This window comes from Mycobacterium sp. P2_H7 (assembly GCF_056403275.1).
Genome location: NZ_JBFUFU010000017.1, coordinates 148,640 through 170,031, shown reverse-complemented (window position 1 = coordinate 170,031; position 21,392 = coordinate 148,640). Strand labels below are relative to the sequence as shown.

Sequence of the window (21,392 nt, the reverse complement as noted above, 5' to 3'; positions counted from 1 at the left end):
GGCGGGCGGGTGGCCCGCGGCCGGTCGACTTGGTTATACAAGTAAGCTATGTCGGCGGTCAACTAACTCGGTACTCGACGAAGTATTCAACGACGAAGGACGGTCGGTATGACGGGACCACTGCACGGCTTGCGGGTTGTCGAATTGGCCGGCATCGGCCCCGGCCCGCACGCGGCGATGATTCTGGGAGATCTGGGCGCTGACGTGGTGCGGGTGGACCGCCCGTCCGCGTCGAACAGTCCGGCGAAGGACGCCATGCTGCGCAACCGGCGCAGCGTCACCGCCGATCTGAAATCCGCCGAGGGCAAGAAGTTCGTCCTCGACCTGGTGGCCAAGGCCGATGTGCTGATCGAAGGTTTCCGGCCGGGGGTCACCGAGCGGCTGGGCCTGGGGCCCGAGGACTGCGCGAAGGTCAACGAGAAGCTGGTCTACGCCCGGATGACCGGGTGGGGCCAGGACGGTCCGCGTGCGCTGCAGGCCGGTCACGACATCAACTACATCTCGCTCAACGGTGTGCTGCACGCGATCGGGCGCAAAGGCGAGAAGCCGGTTCCGCCGCTGAACCTGGCCGGTGATTTCGGCGGCGGGTCGATGTTCCTGCTGTTGGGCATCCTGTCGGCACTGTGGGAGCGCCAGACGTCCGGCAAAGGCCAGGTGGTGGACGCCGCGATGATCGACGGCTCCAGCGTGCTGATCCAGATGATGTGGTCATTCCGCGCGCAGGGGCTGTGGAACGACGTGCGCGGCGCCAACATGCTCGACACCGGTGCCCCGTACTACGACACGTATGAGACCGCCGACGGCAAATACTTCGCGATCGGCGCGATCGAGCCGCAGTTCTACGCGGAGTTGGTGGCCAAGCTGGGCCTGGACGCTGCGGGCCTGCCCGAGCAGAACGACATGGCCCGCTGGGAAGAGCTGCGGGTGGCGTTCACCGAGGTGTTCAAGACCAAGGATCGTGACGAGTGGGCGCAGATCTTCGCCGGCTCGGATGCCTGCGCGACTCCGGTGCTGGCGTTCGGCGAGGTGCTCAGCGAGCCGCACATCGCGGACCGGGACACCTTCTATGAGACAGGCAGCGGCCTGCAGCCGGCTCCGGCGCCGCGCTTCTCGCGCAGCGCGCCCGGGCAGCCCACGCCGCCGCCGGTGATCGGCGCCGACAACGACACCATTCTCAACGACTGGATCTAGGAACCTGGCACGACCCCAATAGGAAGGAAGCACGACACGTGGAAATCAAGGATTCCGTAGCGGTTGTCACCGGTGGGGCGTCGGGCCTCGGCCTGGCGACCACGAAGCGGCTGCTCGACGCCGGCGCCTCAGTGGTCGTCATCGACCTCAAGGGCGAGGAAGTGGTGGCCGAACTCGGTGCGCGCGCGAAGTTCGTCGCTGCCAACGTCACCGACGAGGACGCGGTCACCAAGGCCCTCGACATCGCGGAGTCGCTGGGCCCGGTGCGCATCAACGTCAACTGCGCCGGTATCGGCAACGCGGTCAAGACCCTCGGCAAGGACGGTCCGTTCCCGCTCGACGGTTTCCGCAAGGTCGTCGAGGTCAACCTGATCGGCACATTCAACGTGCTGAGGCTGGCCGCCGAGCGGATCGCCAAGACCGAACCAATCGGTGAGGAGCGCGGCGTCATCATCAACACCGCGTCGGTCGCCGCCTACGACGGCCAGATCGGGCAGGCCGCGTACTCGGCCTCCAAGGGCGGCGTGGTCGGGCTGACCCTGCCGGTGGCGCGCGACCTGTCGCGCAGCCTGATCCGGGTCTGCACCATCGCGCCCGGCCTGTTCAAGACTCCGCTGCTGGCGTCGCTGCCCGAGGAGGCGCAGAAGTCCCTGGGGCAACAGGTGCCGCACCCGGCACGGCTGGGTGACCCGGACGAATACGGCGCGCTGGCCCTGCATATCGTGGAAAACCCGATGCTCAACGGCGAGGTCATCCGCCTCGACGGCGCTATCCGTATGGCTCCCAGGTAGGAATTGAACATATGACTCTGGTAACGAAATTCACCGAGGCTTTCGGTGTCGAGCACCCGGTCGCCCAAGGCGGCATGCAGTGGGTCGGTCGCGCGGAACTGGTTGCGGCCGTGGCCAATGCGGGTGGGCTCGGTTTCATCACGGCGCTGACCCAGCCGACTCCGGCGGATCTGGCCAATGAGATCGCCAAGACCCGCGACCTGACCGACAAGCCGTTCGGGGTGAACCTGACGATCCTGCCGGCGATCAACCCGCCGCCCTATGACGAGTACCGCAAGGTGATCGTCGATGCGGGCATCAAGATCGTCGAGACGGCGGGCTCCAACCCGGCGCCGCATCTGCCGATGTTCCACGACAACGGCATCAAGGTGCTGCACAAGTGCACCTCGGTGCGCCATGCGGTCAAAGCGCAGACCTTGGGTGTGGACGGCATCAGCATCGACGGCTTCGAGTGCGCCGGACACCCCGGTGAGGACGACGTGCCGGGCCTGGTGCTGATCCCGGCCGCGGCCAAGGAGATCGAGATCCCGATGCTGGCCTCGGGTGGCTTCGGTGACGCCCGTGGCCTGGCAGCTGCGCTGGCGCTGGGCGCCGACGGCATCAACATGGGCACCCGGTTCATGTGCACCGTGGAGTCCTGTATCCACCAGAACGTCAAGGAAGCCATCGTCGCCGGTGACGAGCGCGGCACGGAGCTGATCTTCCGCAGCCTGCACAACACCGCCCGGGTGGCAAGCAACACCGTCTCACGCGAGGTCGTGCAGATCCTCAAGGACGGCGGCCAGTTCGAGGACGTCAAGGACCTGGTCGCCGGGGTGCGCGGCCGCAAGGTGTTCGACGACGGCGACATCGATGCCGGTATCTGGACCGCGGGCACCGTGATGGGCCTGATCCACGACATCCCGACCGTCGATGAGCTGATCAGCCGCATCGTCGACGGCGCCGGAACAATGACGTTCGGTCGCGCGGTTTTTCTCTCAGAGGCATCCGAGACGCCAAAACGCCGCCGAGACAGTGCTCAGCGGCGTTGTGGTGCTAGGAGGAAACTGCTGCGGTCAGACCGCTGCAGCGAGGTCAGGGAACTGCTCCGAGGTGTCACCCTCGACGAGGACGTCCCCGTGATACAGGGCGTCAAAGTCGACTTTGATGACATCGGCACTGGTGTCGTCGATCCACATGACACTGACTGTATGAGTCACATTTAAGGAATCTTTGAGTCACGATTCTGAAAACCCTGGCAATTCTTACCGCCGGGTAGGTTGGCGATGTTTGCGGACGCCGGGTATCGCGGACTTACTCAAAAGTCAGTATGCCTCTGACCTGCCATCGAGCCGTACTGTCGAGCTTTCCGGGGCGGGTCGGTGTGTGTGCCGACACATCGGGACGGCGCTGTGATCCCAGCAAACGTTACCTGCGAGTTCTACTCCTGAGTAGGGCGAAGGCCGCCGCTGAACCGTCCGGGCCGCTGCGTCGTGATCGGAGTGGACGGGTTGACGGCCTCACTTACCGTTGTTAACTTAACGACGATATCTCCGCATCCCCCTGGGAAGGGAACCTGCATGCTGAATCGAATTGCGCTGCTGGCGATCGCCGCGCCCCGCCGCGTCCTGGCACTGTCGGCGCTCATCATGGTCGCGGCCGCGATCTTCGGCATTCCCGTCGCCAAGAGTCTGTCCGCCGGCGGGTTTCAGGACCCGACGTCGGAGTCGGCCCGCGCGACGCAGGTGCTCACCGACAAGTTCCATCAGGGCGATATGCAGCTGATCATCAGCGTCAGCTCCCCGGACGGCGTCACCAGCCCCGCCGCGACCACCGTCGGGACCGAGATCGCCACCGCCCTCGGCAAGTCGCCACACGTCGCTCAGGTGACCTCGGCGTGGACGGCGCCTGTCGGCGGTGCCGGGGATCTGGTCAGCAAGGACAAGACGTCGGGTCTCATCGTCGCCGGCATCACGGGCGGGGAGAACAACGCCCAGAAGTACGCCAAGGAACTGTCCGACTCGCTGACCCACGTCGCCGACGGGCAGCCCGGGGTGACCGTCAAGAGCGGTGGCGTATCGATGGTCTACGCCCAGATCAACGCACAGACCGAGCGTGACCTTCTCCTCATGGAGTCCATCGCCATCCCGCTGAGCTTCCTGGTGCTGGTGTGGGTGTTCGGTGGCCTGGTCGCCGCAGCCCTGCCGATGCTGGTCGGCGGCATGGCGATCCTGGGCACCATGTCGGTCCTGCGCCTCATCACCTTCTCCACCGACGTGTCGATCTTCGCGCTCAACCTGTCCACGGCCATGGGCCTGGCCCTGGCCATCGACTACACCCTGCTGATCATCAGCCGCTACCGCGACGAGCTCGCCGACGGGCAGCCCCGGGACCGGGCGCTGATCCGCACCATGGCGACCGCCGGCCGCACCGTGCTGTTCTCGGCGACGACGGTCGCGCTGTCGATGGCGGCCATGCTGCTGTTCCCGATGTACTTCCTGAAGTCCTTCGCCTACGCCGGCATCGCGACGGTGGGCTTCGCGGCCGTGGCGGCCATCATCGTTACCCCGGCCGCGATCTGGTTCCTCGGCGAGCGGCTCGACGCCCTCAATGTGCGCCGGTTGTTCCGGCGCGCGCCTGCTCCCGCGGCGAAGCCGGTCGAGCAGCTGTTCTGGTACCGGTGGACGGGCGCGGTGATGCGCCGCGCCATCCCGATCGGTCTCGCCGTGACGGCGCTGCTGTTGCTGCTGGGGGCGCCGTTCCTCGGCGTCAAATGGGGCTTCCCCGATGACCGGGTGCTACCCGCCTCGGCGTCGGCGCACGAGGTCGGTGATCAGCTGCGCAACGACTTCACCGACAACTCGGCCACCGCGGTGACGGCCGTCATCCCCGACGCCGACGGCCTCACGCCGGCCGAATTCGACCGCTACGCGACCGAGCTGTCGAACGTCGAGTCCGTCACCACGGTCGCCGGCCCGACCGGCACCTTCGTCGCCGGGAAGAAGGTCGGCCCGCCCGGGCAGGCCGGTATCGCCGAGGGCAGTGCCTTCCTCACCGTCGGGAGCACCGCGCCGCTGTTCTCCGATGCCTCCGAACGCCAGCTCGATGCCCTGCACGCCGTCAGCGGACCGGACGGGCGCACCGTGGAACTGGCCGGGATCGCGCAGATCAACCGGGACAGCGTCACCGCCATCACCACCCGGTTGCCCTGGGTGCTAGGGGTGATCGCGCTGATCACCTTCGGGCTGCTGTTCCTGCTCACCGGCAGCGTGGTGCTGCCGCTGAAAGCCCTTGTGCTGAATGTGCTTTCGCTGACTGCCGCGTTCGGGTCGCTGGTCTGGATCTTCCAGGACGGACATCTCTCGGCGCTGGGGACCACGCCGACCGGGACGCTGGTGGCCAACATGCCCGTGCTGCTGTTCTGCATCGCGTTCGGGTTGTCGATGGACTACGAGGTGTTCCTGGCTGCGCGGATCCGGGAGTACTGGCTGAAGCTGCACGGGCCGGCGCGGCAACGCAACGATGAGGCGGTCGCCCTGGGCCTGGCGCGCACCGGCCGCGTCATCACGGCCGCCGCGCTGGTCATGTCGATCACCTTCGCCGCGCTGATCGCCGCGCAGGTGTCGTTCATGCGGATGTTCGGCGTCGGGCTGACACTGGCCGTCCTGGTCGACGCGACGCTGGTGCGGATGGTTCTGGTGCCGGCGTTCATGCACGTGGCGGGCGGCTGGAACTGGTGGGCACCGAAGCCGCTGGCGTGGCTGCACGGTCGCATCGGCATCAGCGAGGACGGCGGCACTGGACCGGAAGCCGACGAACCGGAGGGGCGCAAGCCGGTCACCGCCGGTGTGGCGGACACTGGTCAGCGTGGTTGACGTACTGAAACGGCGGAGGGCCGCCCGTGGTTCGGGTGACCAACTGCGCGAAGAGATCCTCGACGCGACCACCGACCTGCTACTGGAAACCGGTCACGCCAAATCGGTGTCGATCCGTGCGGTGGCCCAGCGGGTCGGCGTCACCTCCCCGTCGATCTACCTACATTTCGCCGATAAGGACGGGCTGCTGGACGCGGTGTGCGCCCGCTACTTCGAGAAGCTCGATCAGGAGATGCAGCGGGTCGCGGTGGGCAAGTCCTCCACCATCGAGGTACTGCGCGCCCAGGGGCTGGCCTACGTGCAGTTCGCTCGCCAGACCCCCGAGCTGTACCGGATCGCGACCATGGCCGAAGGGGACTCGGCCAGCTCGGTCGACCAGACCCTGGCCAGCTCGGCGTTCGTGCACATGCGCGCTTCGGTCGAGAAGCTGATGGCCGAAGGCATTTATGCCCAAGGGGATTCGATGTCCGCAGCGTTGGAGTTGTGGACGGCGGTGCACGGGGTGGCGGCGCTGCTGATCGCCAAGCCGTACCTGCCCTGGGGGGATGTCGAGGAGTTCGCCGACCGGGTGTTGAGCGCGGTCTGTTGCGGCCGGATCGTGTCGGGCATCATGGGGCCCGACGCCACCCCCGAGCAGACCATCGCGAAACTGCAGGAGCTGAAGCCATGACGACCGTCGAGAATCCCTTCTTCGCCCGGCTGTGGACCGTGATGTCCGGCCACGAGCCCGAGTCGCTGCGGCGCCTGCGGGTGGAGAACCTCGCCGGGTTGACCGGCCGCGTACTGGAGGTCGGGGCAGGCACCGGAACCAATTTCGCGCACTACCCGGCCGAGGTCACCGAGGTGGTGGCGGTCGAACCTGAGCCGCGGCTGGCCGAGTTGGCGAGGCGGGCCGCCGCCCAGGCGTCGATACCGGTGACCGTCAGCGCCGACACCGTGGAGACGTACACGTCGCAAGACCCCTTCGGCGCCGTGGTCTGCTCGCTGGTGCTCTGCTCCGTCGATGAACCGAACAGCGTTCTGCGGCAAATTTTTTCGATCCTGAAACCGGGTGGCCAGCTGCGCTATCTGGAACACGTCGCCAGTACGGGCCCGCGGGCCTCGCTGCAACGGTTGGCGGATGCGACGGTCTGGCCCCGGTTGCTCGGCAACTGCCACACCCATCGGGACACCGAAGCCGCCATCGTCGGCGCCGGGTTCGAGGTGCTCCGGTCCCGCCGCCAGTTGACGTTCCCGGCCTGGGTGCCGGTGCCGGTCACCGAGTTCGCGATCGGCCAGGCGGTACGACCCAGCTAGCCGAGCAGGTCGGGCAGGCGCTGTAACAGGCCCGGCAGGGCGGTCGCCGAGGTTTCCCGCACCACCGCCGTCGCCGCCTCGGACAACGGCGTGGTCTGGGGGTTCACCTCGATGACGGGGATGCCGTTGGCCAGCGCGGCTTCCGGTAGGCCCGCGGCCGGATAGACGATCGACGACGTACCCACCACGATCACCACATCGGCGCCGGCCACGGCCGCCACGGCGCCGTCCCAGGCGTCGTCGGGCAGGCCTTCGCCGAACCACACCACGTTCGGCCGGATCAGCCCGCCGCAGGTGCAGCGCGGCGGCTCGACGACCTCGACGGGTTCGGGCATCGCGGGGAGTGCGCCGGTGAACGGCAACTGGCAACGATCGCAACGGAATTCGAACAGGCTGCCGTGCAGGTGGTGGACCCGGCTGCTGCCGGCGCGCTCGTGCAGGTTGTCGACGTTCTGGGTGGCGATGTGCACGTCCGCGTAGTCCTCCCACGCGGCGACGGCGCGGTGCCCGTTGTTCGGCTCGACCGCGTCCATCATGTAGTGGCGCCACAGGTACCAGGCCCACACCTTCTCGGGGTGCCGCTGCCAGCCGTCGCTGCTGGAGATCTCGTAGGGGTCGACGTTGGCCCATAAACCCGTCTCGACGTCGCGAAACGTCGGCACACCGCTTTCGGCGGACATGCCCGCTCCGCTGAGCACCGTCACCTGCACCCCACCAAAGTAGCGGGTGTGGGCGATACTGGGCACATGGCCGGGCTGGGGGATTGGGTCCGGCTGGACGCGCACGCTGCAAGCCCGTTGTTCGACCAGTTGCGGACCCAGATCATCGATGTGGTGCGGGACGGACGACTGGAACCGGGCACACGGTTGCCGACGGTGCGCGATCTGGCCGGACAAGTGGGGTTGGCGGTGAACACCGTCGCCCGTGCATATCGTGAGCTGGAAGCCGCGGGGATCCTCGAAACCCGGGGCAGATTCGGCACATTCGTGGCGCGGGTGGATCCCGCCGATGCCGCGATGGCCGCCGCGGCGCACGCGTTCGCCGAGACGGCGCGCCAACTCGGTATCGCGAAAGCCGAGGCGCTGCGCTACCTGGACACGGTCCTGGACTGACCGCTCCAGCGCAGGACGTCGAGCGCGACGGCGACCTCGACACTGCACTGGGCCAGCGGCCGGGGTAGCAGCTCGTCGGCGCGTGTCAGCCTGCGCAGCAGCGTGTTGCGGTGCGTGTACAACCGCGCCGCGGTGCGCGAGGCGTTGCACTGTTCGGCGACGAATATCCGCACCGTGTCCTGCAATTCGGGGCTCGCGGACTCGAGGTCGCCGAGCGCCCGGTGCACGAATTCGGCCGCCCGGCCGGCGTCGGAGGTGATCAGCGCGACCAACTGGATGTCGGTGAACAACGCGAGCTGCTGCGGTGAGTTCAGGCGCGCCATCATCTGCTGGGTGGTGAGCGCGTCGAAGTGGCTGCGCCGGAAGCCGTCGATCCCGTCGGCCGTCGAACCAATGGCCACCCGAACATCGGGGGACACCGCGGACAGGAGTCCCGCGGTGTCCACCTCGCCGCTGCCGGGAGCCCACACCCATCGCGTCGCGGTGCTGGCCGGGACGCTCAACACGCGTGGGCTGCCGCAGGCGTGCCCGAAGGCCTCGGCGACACGGTCCAGCAGCGACAGATCGGCGTCCGAACGCGCACTCCAGATCACCGCGGCGGTGTGTGCGCCGGTGAGCGCGTAGCCGAGGCGGGTTTCGGCGCGATCCCGGGGGATCGGGGCGCCCTCGAGGAGCAGCGCCACCGTTTCCCGTCGTTCGGCCTGGGTGCCGCGGGTGAGCTCGTCGCGTTCCAGTTCGATCTGGGCGGCGATGCCCTGCAGGGTCGCTTCGATGAACGTGCTGATCGACAATGAGCAGATATGCAGCATCTCGTGCAGCTCGGCCGGATCCGAGGTCAGCTCGAACGCGATCTCCATCAGGCGCCGCCACGCGACAGCCTCGCCGACACGGTAGCCATCCGACGGGAACGCGTTGATGCCACGGCGGACGAGTTCGCGGGAGATGGCCAGGGGCTCGGGCCCCGTGTTCGGCGGGACCGGCGCGCCCGGGTCCCGGACATTGGCGGTGGCCCAGAAATACAGGTTCGCCCTGTTGCTGCGACTCACTGCGGCGGCCAGTTCGGGGTCGGAGGCAATGGACGGCCCGGCTTGCAGCACCGCCTCGTCGAGTTCGGTAAGCCATTCCGGACGGGCATTGACGATGATCTGCGCGCATTGCCTGATCAGATCTGCGACCTGAGGTGACGGCGGCGTCCACTCCACGGTGTCAGGGTAGAGCGGTGGTGCACTATGCACCATCGGTACCGGCATTTTGGGTCACTTCGACCATGGTGGTAGGCGGCCGTCGGCGTCACCATGGACAGATCGCATCCGCCCCTGACAGGAGCCGCCGCCGTGACCCAGACCGAGCACACCCCCGAGCACGTCGACGTACTGATCATCGGCGCAGGAATCTCGGGCATCGGCGCCGCCTACTACCTGCAGCGGGAACATCGCGGCCGCAGCTACGCGATCCTGGAGGGTCGCGGCGCCACCGGCGGCACATGGGACCTGTTCCGCTATCCCGGCATCCGGTCAGATTCCGATCTGCACACCTTCGGCTACGAGTTCAAGCCGTGGCGCGACGAACATGCGATCGCCTCGGCCGACAAGATCCTGGCGTATCTACGTGAGACGGCTGCCGAGAACGGGATCGACGCCTCGATCCGGTTCCACCACAAGGTGCTGGGCGCGGCCTGGAGCACCGCGGAGTCGCGCTGGGTGGTCGACATCGAGCGCGCCGGGGAACTGATTCAGATGTCCGCCAACTGGCTGTTCTGTGCCGGCGGTTACTACCGTTACGACGCCGGCTACACCCCGGAATTCCCAGGGCGGGAACGCTTCTCCGGTCAGATCGTGCACCCGCAGTTCTGGCCCGAGAACCTCGACCACACCGGCAAGAAGGTCGTCGTGATCGGCAGCGGCGCGACGGCGGTGACCTTGGTCCCCGCGATGGCCGCCACCGCCGGACACGTCACCATGCTGCAGCGTTCGCCGACCTACATCCTCCCGCTCCCGGCCAAGGACGCGTTCGCCAACGCCGCCAGGCGGTTCCTCGGCGACAAGCGTGGCTACGCGCTGGCGCGCCGGAAGAACATCATCAAACAACGCTCGGTGTACGTGCTGTGCCAGAAGTACCCGAAGGCGGCCCGCAAGCTGATCCGGCGCGTCACCGCCGCTCAGCTGCCCGCGGGCTACCCGGTCGATGAGCACTTCAACCCCAGCTACAACCCGTGGGACCAGCGGCTGTGCGCGGTACCCGACGGCGACCTGTTCACAGCGCTGAGCAACGGCAGCGCTTCGGTGGTCACCGATCGGATCGACACCTTCACCGAGAACGGTGTCCTGCTGGAATCCGGCCGCGAGCTGGAGGCCGACATCATCGTCACCGCAACGGGTTTGCAGCTGCAACTGTTCGGCGGCATGGACCTGACGGTGGACGGCGTGCCGGTCGACCCGCCGCAGACCGTGGCCTACAAGGGCTTCATGTTGTCCGGCGTGCCCAACTTCGCGTTCGCGATCGGCTACACCAACTCATCGTGGACGCTCAAGGTCGGGCTGCTGTGCGAGCACTTCTGCCGCCTGCTCTCGCATCTGGACGCCAACGGCTACGACGCGGTCCGTCCCGAGCTTCTCGACCCCCAGATGAAGACCCAGCCGCTGCTCGATTTCGGCGCCGGGTATGTGCAGCGCAGCGCGGCCCAACTGCCCCGCCAAGGTGCCGGCCCGTGGGGGATGTCGATGAACTACACCGCCGATGTCGAAACGCTACGCCGGGGTCCGGTGGCCGATCCGCATCTGAGATTCGGCGCGAGTGTCGCTGCGCCGCAGCCGGTCACGGCCCGATGACCGACCGGTACTGCCTGCAGCCCGGCGGCCGACGGGTCTGCTACCGCATCGATGGTGACCCCGCGGGGCGGCCCCTGGTGCTGATCGCGGGTCTCACCCTGGACCTCACGTCGTGGCCATGCGAGATGGTCGACGGTCTCGTGGCGCACGGGTTCCGCGTGATCAGGCTGGACAACCGCGATGTCGGGCATTCCACCTGGGCCACCACCGCGCCACCCGGAACCCTGCGCCAGGTGATGCGCCGACCCCGCCGGGACGGCTACGACCTGGCCGACATGGCAGCCGACGTCATCGATCTGCTCGATCACCTGGAGATCGAGCGGGCGCACCTGGTGGGCATGTCGATGGGCGGCATGATCGCCCAGACGATGGCCGCGCGGTACCCGGAGCGGGCGCTCTCATTGACGTCGATCTTCTCCACCACGGGCGCACCGAACGTCGGGCAGCCCACGATGTCGACGCTGATGATGATGGCCAAACGGCCGTCGCGGACCAAGCAGGCCTTCATCGAACGGCACCTCGAATCGATGGAACACCTTGCCGGACGCAGCTTTCCGGTGGACGTGGCCGGTGCGGCGGCGTATGCCGCCGGCGCCTGGGACCGCGGCCCCGGACCCTGCGCGGCCGCCGGGGTGGCCCGACAGATCAACGCGATCTACAAATCGGGGGACCGCACCGCGGAACTGGCCCGCATCACCGCGCCGACGCACGTCGTGCACGGCGATCGGGACCTGATCGTGCACCCCAGTGGCGGCACGGCCACCGCAGCGGCCATTCCCGGCGCCCGGCATCTCACCATCGCCGGGATGGGACACGACCTCGCCCCGGGCGTGATCGACCGCCTGGTGACGGTGATCGCCCAGAACGCGGCCCGCGCCGCGTGCGAAGCGGAGACTCAGCCGAACTCGAGCAGCGTGGTCACGCCGCGCAGCGGATCCAGCAGTGGAATCCGGTAGGCGGCCCAGATCAGGGTGTTGAGCACGCTGCCGCGCGCCCGCGGCAGCGGTACGTCGTGCACGGCGCGCACGTTGGGAATGGTGTTGATCAGATCGGCGGCGCCGGACACCGAGAGGCTGAAGGGCATCGGCGGTACCCGGTAACGCAGCGACGGGCGCAGCAGCCCGTTGCGGGCCCACCAGGCGAACCAGTGCGGCGGCAGGTCGAACATCATGCGGCCGCCGGGGAACCGTTGCGCACATGCGGCGATCAGCGCCAGCGCCTCGTCGGGTTGTAGGTACATCAGCAGACCCTCGGCCGTGATGAAGACGCCGTCCTCGACATCGACATTGTCCATCCAGCTGTAGTCCAAGGCCGACTGCGCGCAGGTCGTGACCCGGTCCGCGGGCGGCAGAGCCTTCTCGCGCAGCGCGATGATGGGTGCCAGATCGACTGTCAGCCAACGGAATGTATCGCTCACGCCGGACGCGTCCACACGGTAGTAGCTGGTCTGCAGGCCCTCGGCGAGCGCGACCACGGTCGCGGCCGGGTGGTCGCGCAGATAGTCGATGGTGGCGGTGTCGAAGGACAGCGAACGCAACCCCATGTCCTGGCGCTGCGCGGACCCGAACTTGGCGAAGTCGAAGTCGATGGAATCGGCCAGGCTGACCGCGACGGGATCGTCGAGGATGCGGTCCGTGCGGCGGGCCTCATTGGCCCGGACCTGCAGGGTCAGTAGCGCCGTCTCGGAAACGCCGGTCAGGGCCGAGCCGTCGATCTTGGGGGAGCTCACTGCGCCGAATGTACCCGCACGCGTCAGCGCAGCACCTTGTCCAAGGTGCGCAGATTGCGGGTCGTGGTCGAGGACTTGTAGCGCTTCTTGCCCATCGTCTTGCCGATCGAGGAATCCAGCGTCGCGGAGCGGGCCACCTGCCAGTACAGGACGCCGTCGCCCCGGGCGGCCGTCTCACCGGCCTCCTCGGCGAGTGCGGCCAACTCGGCGAGCACATCGTCGTCGCTGGCGAAGGTGACATACGAGTGGTGCTCGGGCACCTCGCGCTCGAACGGGTAGGCCTCGGAGACCTTGCGGATGTCCTCGATCGGGTAGGCCAGTACCCAGGCGTCGTAGCCGAAGGTCTCCCGCAATGCCGCCTCCGCGGTGGTGCGCACCTTCTGCACTCCGAACTTGCTGTCCAGCAACACATTTCCACTGGCCAGAATGGTCTTGACGTTCTCGAACCCCGCATCGCCGAGCGCCTTGGCGACCTCGGCCATCTTCAGATTCACCCCACCGACGTTGACGCCGCGCAAGAAGGCGGCGTAGCGGGTCACCCGAACTCCGGCGTCAACGCAGGGGCAGCGTCCAAAGTGGTCATCGTCCCGATCCTATCGACGTACCCTCGTGCACATGGGGCGTCTGGTTTTCGATGACAAGTTGCTGGCACTGATCAGCGGGAACTCGCTGGGGGTGCTGGCGACCATCAAATCGGACGGCCGCCCGCAGCTGTCCAACGTGTCGTATCACTTCGACCCCCGCGAGGTGGCGGTGCAGGTGTCGATCACCGAGCCGCGGGCCAAGACGCGCAACCTGCGGCGCGACCAACGGGCGTCGCTGCATGTCAGTTCGGATGACGGGTGGTCCTATGCGGTCGCCGAGGGTGACGCCGTCCTCACGCCGCCGGCGGCCGGACCGCAGGACGACACCGTCGAGGCGCTGATTGGCTTGTACCGCAACATTGCCGGTGAGCACCCGGACTGGGATGACTACCGCCGGGCGATGGTCGACGAACGCCGGGTGCTGCTCACCATCCCGATCTCGCATCTGTACGGGATGCCGCCGGGGCGGCGCTGAGTCGATTAGGCTGGCCGCATGGCCGAAAAACCGGAAGAGGACGACAACAAGCGCAAGTTCCGGGAGGCGCTGGAGCGTAAGAATGCGCAGGCAGCCGGGGGGACGTCCCATGCCGACGGCGGCCGCAAGCAGTCCAAGGCGCACGGTGCCGCCGAGAACGCCCGCCGGGAGTTCCGCCGCAAGAGCGGCTAGCGTGCCAGGCTCCGGGCCGTCACCAGCGCGGTGAGCAACACCGCGACGCACAGCAGTCCGGGGCCTTTCAGGCCCCAGCCCACCGATGCAAGGGTGGCCGCGCCGGCGACACACAGCAACGTCCCGACCGCGGCACTGCGGGTGGCGGTGACGGTACCGCCGTCCCAGTAGGGCAGTGGGTTGTTCTCCAACGGCCGCAGCGTCAGGAACAGTGCGGCGACCAGCACGGCCATCAGCACCAGCTGCACGACGCTCAGCGCGAGCAGATGCGGGTGACCGGGGTAGCGGGGCAGGCCCAGCTGATCGAATGCCAGATGCATGCCCAGCAGCGCGGGCATATGCCACAGGTACAACGTCATCGCGCCGCTGTTACCGATCACCGTCAACCACCACACCCGTGGCCGCCGGGCCCAGCGGGCGATGGCCGGTGCGGCGGTAATCGCGAACGCGCACAACATGATTGCGTGCCCGGCCATCAGCAACGACGGTGGCGTCATGTTCTTCAGGTGCTGCCCTTCGATCCCCACGAGGCTCAATTCGTAAGGGCCGAAACGCAGTAGGGACATATTGACGGCCAGCATGGCGACGCCGAGGACGGCGGCCGCGGGTGGACGCAGCAGGCCGCGGCGGTAGGCCACCCCTAACATGCCCGGCAACAGCCAGACCGTGAGATTCGCATAACCCAGCCACGACAGGTCCGCATCGTTGATGCGGACCACGTCGACCACGGCGATGGTGCCGTACCCGACGACCACCGCCCCGGCCAGCCGTGCGGCGGTGGTGATCCGGGACAGCAACGGAACCGCAGCCAGCACAAGGACATACGCGCCGAGGAACCACAACAGCTGGGTCGAGATCCCGGCGACCGGTTCGTAGACGTGCACCGGGGCGATCCGGCGCAGCACCGCCAGCGCCACCGCCCAGAACGCCAGGTAGGAGAACACCGGGCGGTACAGCCGGGCGCAGCGTTTGAGCAGCCAGTTGCCCCAGTTGCCCTGATACGACTCCACCGAAGCGGCAACTCCGGCGAAGAAGAACAGCGGCATGATCTGGAAGATCCACGTGAGCGCCTGGAAGGCGACCGACGTGGTCAGCAGGTTGTCCCAATGGAACACCTCGTCGGTGATGATGCTGGTGGCCATGAGGGTATGGCCGGTGATGACGCCGAGCAGGGATCCGATTCGGATGACGTCGATGGCGCGGTCACGGTCGGCCGGGGTGGCCTGGGCTACGTCGGCGACGCTGGGAAACGCGGTCACGGGCATGGCTCGACGCTAGGTCAATCGGGCACCCCCACGCCTGAGTAGAACCACTCAAACCCCGGCGATGTGTGGAGTCGCAGCCGTACTCATTACGGTTGCGGCTCCTCAAGTCACACGTTCGCGGGCGTCCGGCGGCGCTCCTGCACCAGGATCGCGGCCAGGCAGACCAGCGCCAGCGCCGCCACGGCCAAGGCGAACACCTCGCCCGCGGTGCGCAGCCCCCACGCCTGGGCGGCCAGGCCCGCGCCCACCACCGGCAGCGAGATGGCCACGTAGGCCACCACGAAGTACGTCGAGCTGACCTCAGCGCGCCGGTCGGCAGGCACCTGCTCGACGACGGCGGCCAAGCCGCGGCTGAAGCTGATGCCCTGCCCTGCGCCGGCCACCAGCGCCGCGACCAGGATGCCCGTCAACGACGAGAACGACAGCGCCGCAGCCAGAATCAGCATGCCCACCACCAGGATGGCGCAACCCGCGGCCACCGCGCGCGCCGGTGCGATGCGCCGTCCCGCCAGCTGTGCCACGGCCGAGGCAAGGAAGATCGACGCGGCCACCGCACCGCCGACGGCGTGGTTGTCGATGCCCACCACGTTCGCGACGAACGCCGGCGCCACCGAGGTGAACAAACCCATCACGGCGAAACCCGCGAAGGCCGCGGTGGCGGCGGTAAGGAAAACGGCGCGGGCCTCGGGCGGCACCGACAAGCGTTGGAACCCGATGCGGCCGGTGCGGTCGGAGGTTTCGGGGGCGATCAGCACTGCTGCGACGGCGAGCACCACGAGCACGATGTGGACCACGAACGGCAACACGAGTGGATGCGGCGCGTACTGGACCAACAGCCCGGCCAGCACCGGGCCGCTGCCCAGCCCGCCGACGTTGGCGACGGTCGCGACCATGGCGCCGCGCTCACGTTGCGCGGCAGGCAACGCCTCGACGACGGCGGCGGTCGCCGTCCCGGTGAAGATGCCCGCCGACAAGCCGGACAGCAGCCGGCCCACCAACAGCACGGCCACGCTGTCGGCGAACAGGAACACCACCGCACTTGCCAACGCGAACACCAGACCGCCGAGCAGTACCGGGCGCCGGCCGATGGCGTCGGACCAGCGGCCGAAGACCAACAGGGCACCGAGCACGCCCACGGCGTACGCCGCGAACACGATCGTGGTGGTGAGCACCGCGAAATGCATCTGCGCCGCGTACAGCGCGTACATCGGGGTCGGCAGGGTGGTGCCAAGCATGACGGCGGCGAAGGCGAAGGCCAGCAACGGGAATGCCAGACGGCGACGGGTGCTCACTCGGGTGAACAACGCCGTCGCCGCCGTGGGTAATCCATCAGTGGTTGATGGCCTTCTCCGCGCCGATGCCGGTCAGCGACCGGACCTCCATCTCCGCGTTGAGTTCCGGGTTGCCCTTGTCCGATGAGGTCAACGTGCCGATGATGCCGAGTGCGAAGGCCAGCGGGATGGACACGATGCCCGGGTTGGCCAGCGGGAACCAGGCGAAGTCCGCACCCGGGACCATCGCCGTCTTCGAACCCGACACGGCGGGGGAGAAGACGATCAGCACGATGGTCGAGATCAGCCCGCCGTACATGCTCCACAACGCGCCGCGGGTGTTGAACCGGCGCCAGTACAGCGAGTAGATGATGGTGGGCAGGTTGGCCGCGGCGGCCACCGCGAACGCCAGCGCGACCAGGAAGGCGATGTTCTGGCCGTTGGCCAGGATGCCGAGCCCGATGGCCACCAGGCCGAGCACCACCGCGGTGATCCGGGAGACCTTGACCTGCTCCTCCTCGGTCACCTGATGCTTCTTCCACACCGACGCGTACACGTCATGCGCGAACGACGCCGACGCCGTGATGGTCAGCCCGGCGACCACCGCGAGGATGGTCGCGAACGCGACCGCGGAGATGATGCCGAGCAGCACGACACCACCCAGTTCCAGGGCCAGCAGCGGTGCCGCCGAGTTCTGCCCCCCCGCCGCGGACAGGATGCGATCCGGCCCGACGATGGCCGCGGCACCGTAGCCGAGCACCAGGGTGAACAGGTAGAAGGCGCCGATCAATGCGATGGCCCAGACCACCGAACGGCGGGCTTCCTTGGCGGTGGGGACCGTGTAGAAGCGCATCAGCACGTGCGGCAGGCCGGCGGTGCCCAGTACCAGGGCCAGCCCCAGCGACAGGAAGTTGAGCTTCGAGGTGGTCGAGCCGCCGTACTGTGCGCCGGGGGCGAGCACGTCGCGGCTCGCGACACCCTTGGTGGTGGCATCGGAGACGGCGGACTGGGCCGCGCCGAGGATCTCGGAGAAGTTCAGCCCGAACTTGGCCAGCACCATGAACGTCATCAGCGCGGCGCCGGTGATCAGCAGGACCGCCTTGATGATCTGCACCCAGGTGGTGCCCTTCATGCCGCCGACGAGGACATAGACGATCATCAGGATCCCGACCACGGCGATCACCAGCGACTGGCCGGTTCTGCTGTGCACGTTGAGCAACAGGGCCACCAGACCACCGGCACCCGCCATCTGCGCCAGCAGATAGAACAGCGACACCGTCATCGTCGTGGTCGCCGCGGCCAGTCGAACCGGGCGCTGCTTGAGCCGGAAGCTCAGCACGTCGGCCATGGTGAAACGGCCGGTGTTGCGCAGCAATTCGGCCACCAGCAGCAGCGCCACCAGCCACGCGACCAGGAAGCCGATGGAGTACAGGAAACCGTCGTAGCCGTATACGGCGATGGCGCCGGCGATGCCGAGGAAGCTGGCCGCGGACAGATAGTCGCCGGCAATGGCGATGCCGTTCTGCGGTCCGGAGAAGGCGCGGCCGCCGGTGAAGAACTCGTCGGCGGACTTGTTGTTCCCGCTGGCGCGGATCACCACGTACATGGTGACGGCGACGAAGACGCCGAAGATGGCGATGTTGGCGATCGGGTTGCCGACCGAATCCGATGCGGCGAGAAGGGTGTTCACTGGTGCGGACCTTCCAGTTCGGCCCGGATGGCGGCGGCCCGCGGATCGAGTTCACGGTTGGCGAACCGGACGTAGATGCCGGTGATGACGAAGGTGGTGACGAACTGCCCGAGGCCCAGCAGCAGCCCGGCGTTGACGTTGCCGAACACCTTGGTGGCCATGAAGTCGTGGGCGAATGCGCCCAGCAGGACGTACAGGGCGTACCAGAGGAGGAAGAACGCCGTCATGGGGAAGACGAACCGGCGCAGCTTGCTGCGCAACTCCTGGAATTCGGGGCTGTCCTGGATTTCCAGGAATTCGGCGCCGGTGGGCGCCGGCGGGCGATCTGTTGTGGGCACCTGTCACTCCTTGACGTCTGCTGTGAACCAGCTGGTAGTCGAACCTAGGTGAGATGCGGGTCACACGGGAGGAGTTGACGCCGAAGCCGGGCAGCGTTGCGCTCAGCGGTCGATCGACGGCGGTAAACGGTGTGCCCGTGGATCGGGGGTCGCCACAATGTCAGGCTGACAGCGCCGCCATGCATATATATCCTTGGCGGCGCTCTCAGGCCGACATTACGACCGACTCAAGCGGGTCTAGGGCGCGAGGGCGCCGAGTAGCTGGTTGAACGCCTCCGTTATGGACGGGTGGGTGTAGATCGAATCGCGCAGGGTGGTGGCGGTGATGCCGTGGCGCATCGCCAGCGCGACGGTGTTGATGACTTCGTGCGCGTCGTAGCAGAGCAGCGCCGCGCCCAGGATCAGGTCGGTCTCGGCGTCCACCACGACCTTCATTCGGCCCGCCGGCTCCCCGACGATGCGGGCGCGGGGCACGGTGGCCATGTCGGCGACCCGCATCGTGGCGACCTTGATGTCGAGTCCGGCGGTCAGGGCGTCCTGCTCGGTCAGCCCCACCCGGCCCAGCGGTGGCGTGATGAACAGGTTGTAGGGCACGGCCTTTCGGTCGGCGGTGCTGCGGGCACCGTCTCCGACGAGTTGGTCGAGCACGATGCGGTAATCATCGAGCGAGACGTAGGTGAATTGCGGTCCGCCGTTCACGTCGCCCGTGGCGAAGATGTGTGACTGGTTGGTGCGTAGGTGTTCGTCGACCAGCAGGGCACCCGACGGCGCGGTCCGGACAGCGGCCGCGGCCAGGTTCAGGTCGGCGGTGACAGGTTCGCGGCCCAGGGCCACCAGAATGGCGTCAGCGTCGACGTTGTGTGATATCCCATCGGCCAGGTAGGTGACGGTGCTGTCGTTCACCTCGGTGACCTGTGCTTCGGTGATGATGCGGACACCTTTGTCCTGCAGGATGTTCCGCGCTGCCTCGGCGATATCGTCATCCTCGCGGGCCAGTACCTGGGCGTGCCGTTCCAGCACGGTGACCTCGGATCCGTATGCGGCGTACATCGCCGCGAACTCCAGCCCCACGTAACCGCCACCGAGCACCACCAGCCGGCGGGGCAGGTTTTCCTCGGTCAGTAGATCGGTACTGGTGTGCACCCGGGGCGAGGAAGCCAGTCCGGGGATATCGGGAAGTATTGGGCGCGAACCGGTTCCGATCACTATCCACCGGGCGGACACGGTGACCGCGCCGGTGTCGGTGGTCACTGAGAGGGTGTGCGGGTCGAGGAAGTGGGCCTGTCCGGTGAGCACCTCGGCCGTGTCGATGCTGTCGATCATCGTGAAGTTGCCGGCGCGCATGCCGGCGGTCAGCTCGGCAGTCGCGGTGACAGCGCGGCGGTAGTCGTCGGGATGAGCCGTCCCGGCGCTCAGCTGCTCGGAACGGAAGACCAGCGATTTGGTCGGGACACAGCCGATGTTGATGCACGTGCCGCCGTACATCTGGGCGGACTGTTCGATCATGGCAACACGCCAGCCCTTCCGGCCCAGCGCGGCGGCCAGCGTCTTGCCGCCCTTGCCGAATCCGATGACCGCCAGGTCGACCTGCCGTTCATTCACCGGTGCACCACCACTTTCCCGATCATCCGTCCCGACTCCACCAACCGGTGTGCCTCGCGCAGTCCCGCGGCACTGAAATCATCGATCGCGGTGGTGATGGTACTGCGGATGACGCCCCGATCCACGAGTGCTGCGGCGGCGCCGAGCAGTCGCTGCTGAGCGATCATGTCGTAGCCGAACATCGGCCGGGTGAACATCAGCTCCCAGTGCCAGGCGATGCTCTTGGCCTTCAGCGGCAACAGATCCAGACCCTCGGGTTCATCGATGGCGGTGATGTGGCCGAAGGGGCGGGTGATCGCCGCGTACGTCTCGATATTGCCCGCCGAGTGTGGGGAGAACACATAGTCGACACCGGCGGGGGCGGCCGCCAGCGTTTGGTTCTCCAGATCGTGGTGATCGATCACCACATCGGCACCCAGCTCCAGCGCCCAGTCCCGCGAATCATCCCGGCTGGCGGTAGCGATCACCCGAAGTTTGGTGCGTTGTTTGGCGAGCTGGATCATCGCCGAGCCGACGCCGCCCGCCGCGCCGAGGATCAGCAGGTCGCCGGCGGAGTCTGCGGTGAGACCGAACCGTTCGAACAAGGCCTCCCATGCGGTGATTGTGGTCAGCGGCAGCGCCGCGGAATCCTTGAACGACAGGGATTCCGGCTTACGCGCCGCGATCCGCTCGTCCACGGCGTGGAACTGCGCGTTGGTGCCCGGCCTGGTGACATCACCTGCGTACCAGACCTCATCACCCACCGCGAGGGTGCTCACCTCGGGACCGATTGCCTCGACGACCCCCGCCGCGTCGAACCCGAGGATGACGGGCGTCGCCGACGGGCTGAGGCCGCCGCGGCGTTTGATGTCGACGGGGTTCACCGACACCGCGTGCACCCGGACCAGTACATCGTGTGGGCGCAGCTCGGGAATCGGGACCTCGATATCCTGAAGTGCGTCGGTGTCGTCGATGGGCAGGCCTGCGAAGGATCCGATGGCGGTCATGGTGGTCATGGATGCGACGCTAGCCCCTTCAATGCGCGTCGCCATAGGTCAGATGACCACCGAATCCGGAACGGTCACGGTCGCGCGCACCGGGCTGTTGCCGGTGGTCAATTGACGGATACCCGCGCCGGGTTTGCGATGTCAGCCTGTTGAGGATCGGGATTGACGGCAGCCTCAGGGAGACGAAC

Annotated in this window: 20 protein-coding genes and 1 pseudogene; 11 read left to right on the top strand and 10 right to left on the bottom strand. The window is 67.4% G+C overall.

Going from position 1 to position 21,392, the window contains the following annotated elements:
* The first annotated feature begins 108 nt into the window (after positions 1-108).
* The 6 genes and pseudogenes from AC1DY7_RS24585 to AC1DY7_RS24560 all read left to right on the top strand — a co-directional run bounded on the left by AC1DY7_RS24585 (position 109) and on the right by AC1DY7_RS24560 (position 7,132).
* Positions 109-1,191 carry a CaiB/BaiF CoA transferase family protein gene (locus tag AC1DY7_RS24585; RefSeq protein ID WP_477496345.1) on the top strand — a complete coding sequence of 361 codons (1,083 nt, stop codon included), beginning with the start codon at positions 109-111 and terminating at the stop codon, positions 1,189-1,191.
* Between the two features lie 38 nt (positions 1,192-1,229).
* Positions 1,230-1,982, top strand: coding sequence for a 3-hydroxyacyl-CoA dehydrogenase (locus AC1DY7_RS24580; RefSeq protein ID WP_477496344.1), 753 nt, complete (start codon positions 1,230-1,232; stop codon positions 1,980-1,982).
* An 11-nt stretch (positions 1,983-1,993) separates the two neighbouring features.
* Positions 1,994-2,965 (top strand): annotated as a pseudogene (locus AC1DY7_RS24575) (NAD(P)H-dependent flavin oxidoreductase); the annotation flags it as partial.
* Positions 2,966-3,541: 576 nt separating this feature from the next.
* Complete coding sequence (locus tag AC1DY7_RS24570; protein ID WP_477496343.1) at positions 3,542-5,836, top strand: MMPL family transporter; 2,295 nt, start codon at positions 3,542-3,544, stop codon at positions 5,834-5,836.
* Complete coding sequence (locus AC1DY7_RS24565) at positions 5,829-6,506, top strand: TetR/AcrR family transcriptional regulator (protein WP_477496342.1); 678 nt, start codon at positions 5,829-5,831, stop codon at positions 6,504-6,506. The genes AC1DY7_RS24570 and AC1DY7_RS24565 overlap by 8 nt, the downstream gene beginning before the upstream one ends.
* Positions 6,503-7,132 (top strand): class I SAM-dependent methyltransferase, encoded by a 630-nt coding sequence (locus tag AC1DY7_RS24560; protein WP_477496341.1) that lies wholly within the window; start codon positions 6,503-6,505, stop codon positions 7,130-7,132. The genes AC1DY7_RS24565 and AC1DY7_RS24560 overlap by 4 nt, the downstream gene beginning before the upstream one ends.
* Here the strand turns inward: AC1DY7_RS24560 and AC1DY7_RS24555 are convergent.
* Positions 7,129-7,842: an NAD-dependent deacylase gene (locus tag AC1DY7_RS24555; RefSeq protein WP_477496406.1), complete on the bottom strand. Its 714-nt coding sequence runs from the start codon at positions 7,840-7,842 to the stop codon at positions 7,129-7,131. The two genes, AC1DY7_RS24560 and AC1DY7_RS24555, sit on opposite strands and share 4 nt — an antisense overlap.
* A gap of 36 nt (positions 7,843-7,878) precedes the next feature.
* Between AC1DY7_RS24555 and AC1DY7_RS24550 the strand changes: the two genes are divergently transcribed.
* The gene (locus tag AC1DY7_RS24550; RefSeq protein ID WP_477496340.1) at positions 7,879-8,244 is read left to right on the top strand and encodes a GntR family transcriptional regulator; all 366 of its coding nucleotides are present in this window, start codon (positions 7,879-7,881) and stop codon (positions 8,242-8,244) included.
* Here AC1DY7_RS24550 and AC1DY7_RS24545 read toward each other — a convergent pair.
* The gene (locus tag AC1DY7_RS24545; protein ID WP_477496339.1) at positions 8,220-9,446 is read right to left on the bottom strand and encodes an Rv1453 family transcriptional regulator; all 1,227 of its coding nucleotides are present in this window, start codon (positions 9,444-9,446) and stop codon (positions 8,220-8,222) included. The two genes, AC1DY7_RS24550 and AC1DY7_RS24545, sit on opposite strands and share 25 nt — an antisense overlap.
* A 93-nt stretch (positions 9,447-9,539) precedes the next feature.
* Here AC1DY7_RS24545 and AC1DY7_RS24540 point away from each other — a divergent pair, with 93 nt between their 5' ends.
* Together AC1DY7_RS24540 and AC1DY7_RS24535 are read left to right on the top strand one after the other, a co-directional pair.
* Positions 9,540-11,072, top strand: a complete 1,533-nt coding sequence (locus AC1DY7_RS24540; RefSeq protein ID WP_477496338.1) for a flavin-containing monooxygenase — start codon at positions 9,540-9,542, stop codon at positions 11,070-11,072.
* Complete coding sequence (locus AC1DY7_RS24535; protein ID WP_477496337.1) at positions 11,069-12,028, top strand: alpha/beta fold hydrolase; 960 nt, start codon at positions 11,069-11,071, stop codon at positions 12,026-12,028. The genes AC1DY7_RS24540 and AC1DY7_RS24535 overlap by 4 nt, the downstream gene beginning before the upstream one ends.
* On the opposite strand, the gene AC1DY7_RS24530 is transcribed toward AC1DY7_RS24535, so the two are convergent.
* A complete protein-coding gene (locus AC1DY7_RS24530) occupies positions 11,968-12,801 on the bottom strand; it encodes a class I SAM-dependent methyltransferase (protein ID WP_477496336.1) in 834 nt (277 codons plus the stop codon). The two genes, AC1DY7_RS24535 and AC1DY7_RS24530, sit on opposite strands and share 61 nt — an antisense overlap.
* Before the next feature lie 23 nt (positions 12,802-12,824).
* Positions 12,825-13,340, bottom strand: a complete 516-nt coding sequence (locus tag AC1DY7_RS24525) for a DUF1697 domain-containing protein (RefSeq protein WP_477496335.1) — start codon at positions 13,338-13,340, stop codon at positions 12,825-12,827.
* Between the two features lie 76 nt (positions 13,341-13,416).
* On the opposite strand from AC1DY7_RS24525, the gene AC1DY7_RS24520 reads away from it, so the two are divergent.
* Positions 13,417-13,860 (top strand): PPOX class F420-dependent oxidoreductase, encoded by a 444-nt coding sequence (locus tag AC1DY7_RS24520; RefSeq protein ID WP_477496334.1) that lies wholly within the window; start codon positions 13,417-13,419, stop codon positions 13,858-13,860.
* A gap of 18 nt (positions 13,861-13,878) precedes the next feature.
* A complete protein-coding gene (locus AC1DY7_RS24515; protein WP_477496333.1) occupies positions 13,879-14,052 on the top strand; it encodes a DUF5302 domain-containing protein in 174 nt (57 codons plus the stop codon).
* Here AC1DY7_RS24515 and AC1DY7_RS24510 read toward each other — a convergent pair.
* The 6 genes from AC1DY7_RS24510 to AC1DY7_RS24485 all read right to left on the bottom strand — a co-directional run bounded on the left by AC1DY7_RS24510 (position 14,049) and on the right by AC1DY7_RS24485 (position 21,213).
* Positions 14,049-15,317: an acyltransferase family protein gene (locus tag AC1DY7_RS24510; RefSeq protein ID WP_477496332.1), complete on the bottom strand. Its 1,269-nt coding sequence runs from the start codon at positions 15,315-15,317 to the stop codon at positions 14,049-14,051. The genes AC1DY7_RS24515 and AC1DY7_RS24510 overlap by 4 nt on opposite strands.
* 107 nt (positions 15,318-15,424) lie before the next feature.
* Entirely contained in the window at positions 15,425-16,609 is a 1,185-nt protein-coding gene (locus tag AC1DY7_RS24505; RefSeq protein WP_477496331.1) for an MFS transporter, read from the bottom strand.
* Between the two features lie 37 nt (positions 16,610-16,646).
* On the bottom strand, positions 16,647-18,278 hold the full coding sequence (locus AC1DY7_RS24500; RefSeq protein ID WP_477496330.1) for a solute symporter family protein: 1,632 nt from the start codon (positions 18,276-18,278) through the stop codon (positions 16,647-16,649).
* Positions 18,275-18,616: a DUF485 domain-containing protein gene (locus AC1DY7_RS24495; protein WP_477496329.1), complete on the bottom strand. Its 342-nt coding sequence runs from the start codon at positions 18,614-18,616 to the stop codon at positions 18,275-18,277. The genes AC1DY7_RS24500 and AC1DY7_RS24495 overlap by 4 nt, the downstream gene beginning before the upstream one ends.
* Positions 18,617-18,853: 237 nt before the next feature.
* Complete coding sequence (locus tag AC1DY7_RS24490) at positions 18,854-20,218, bottom strand: FAD-dependent oxidoreductase (protein WP_477496328.1); 1,365 nt, start codon at positions 20,216-20,218, stop codon at positions 18,854-18,856.
* On the bottom strand, positions 20,215-21,213 hold the full coding sequence (locus tag AC1DY7_RS24485) for a zinc-binding alcohol dehydrogenase family protein (RefSeq protein WP_477496327.1): 999 nt from the start codon (positions 21,211-21,213) through the stop codon (positions 20,215-20,217). The genes AC1DY7_RS24490 and AC1DY7_RS24485 overlap by 4 nt, the downstream gene beginning before the upstream one ends.
* Between the last annotated feature and the right edge of the window lie 179 nt (positions 21,214-21,392).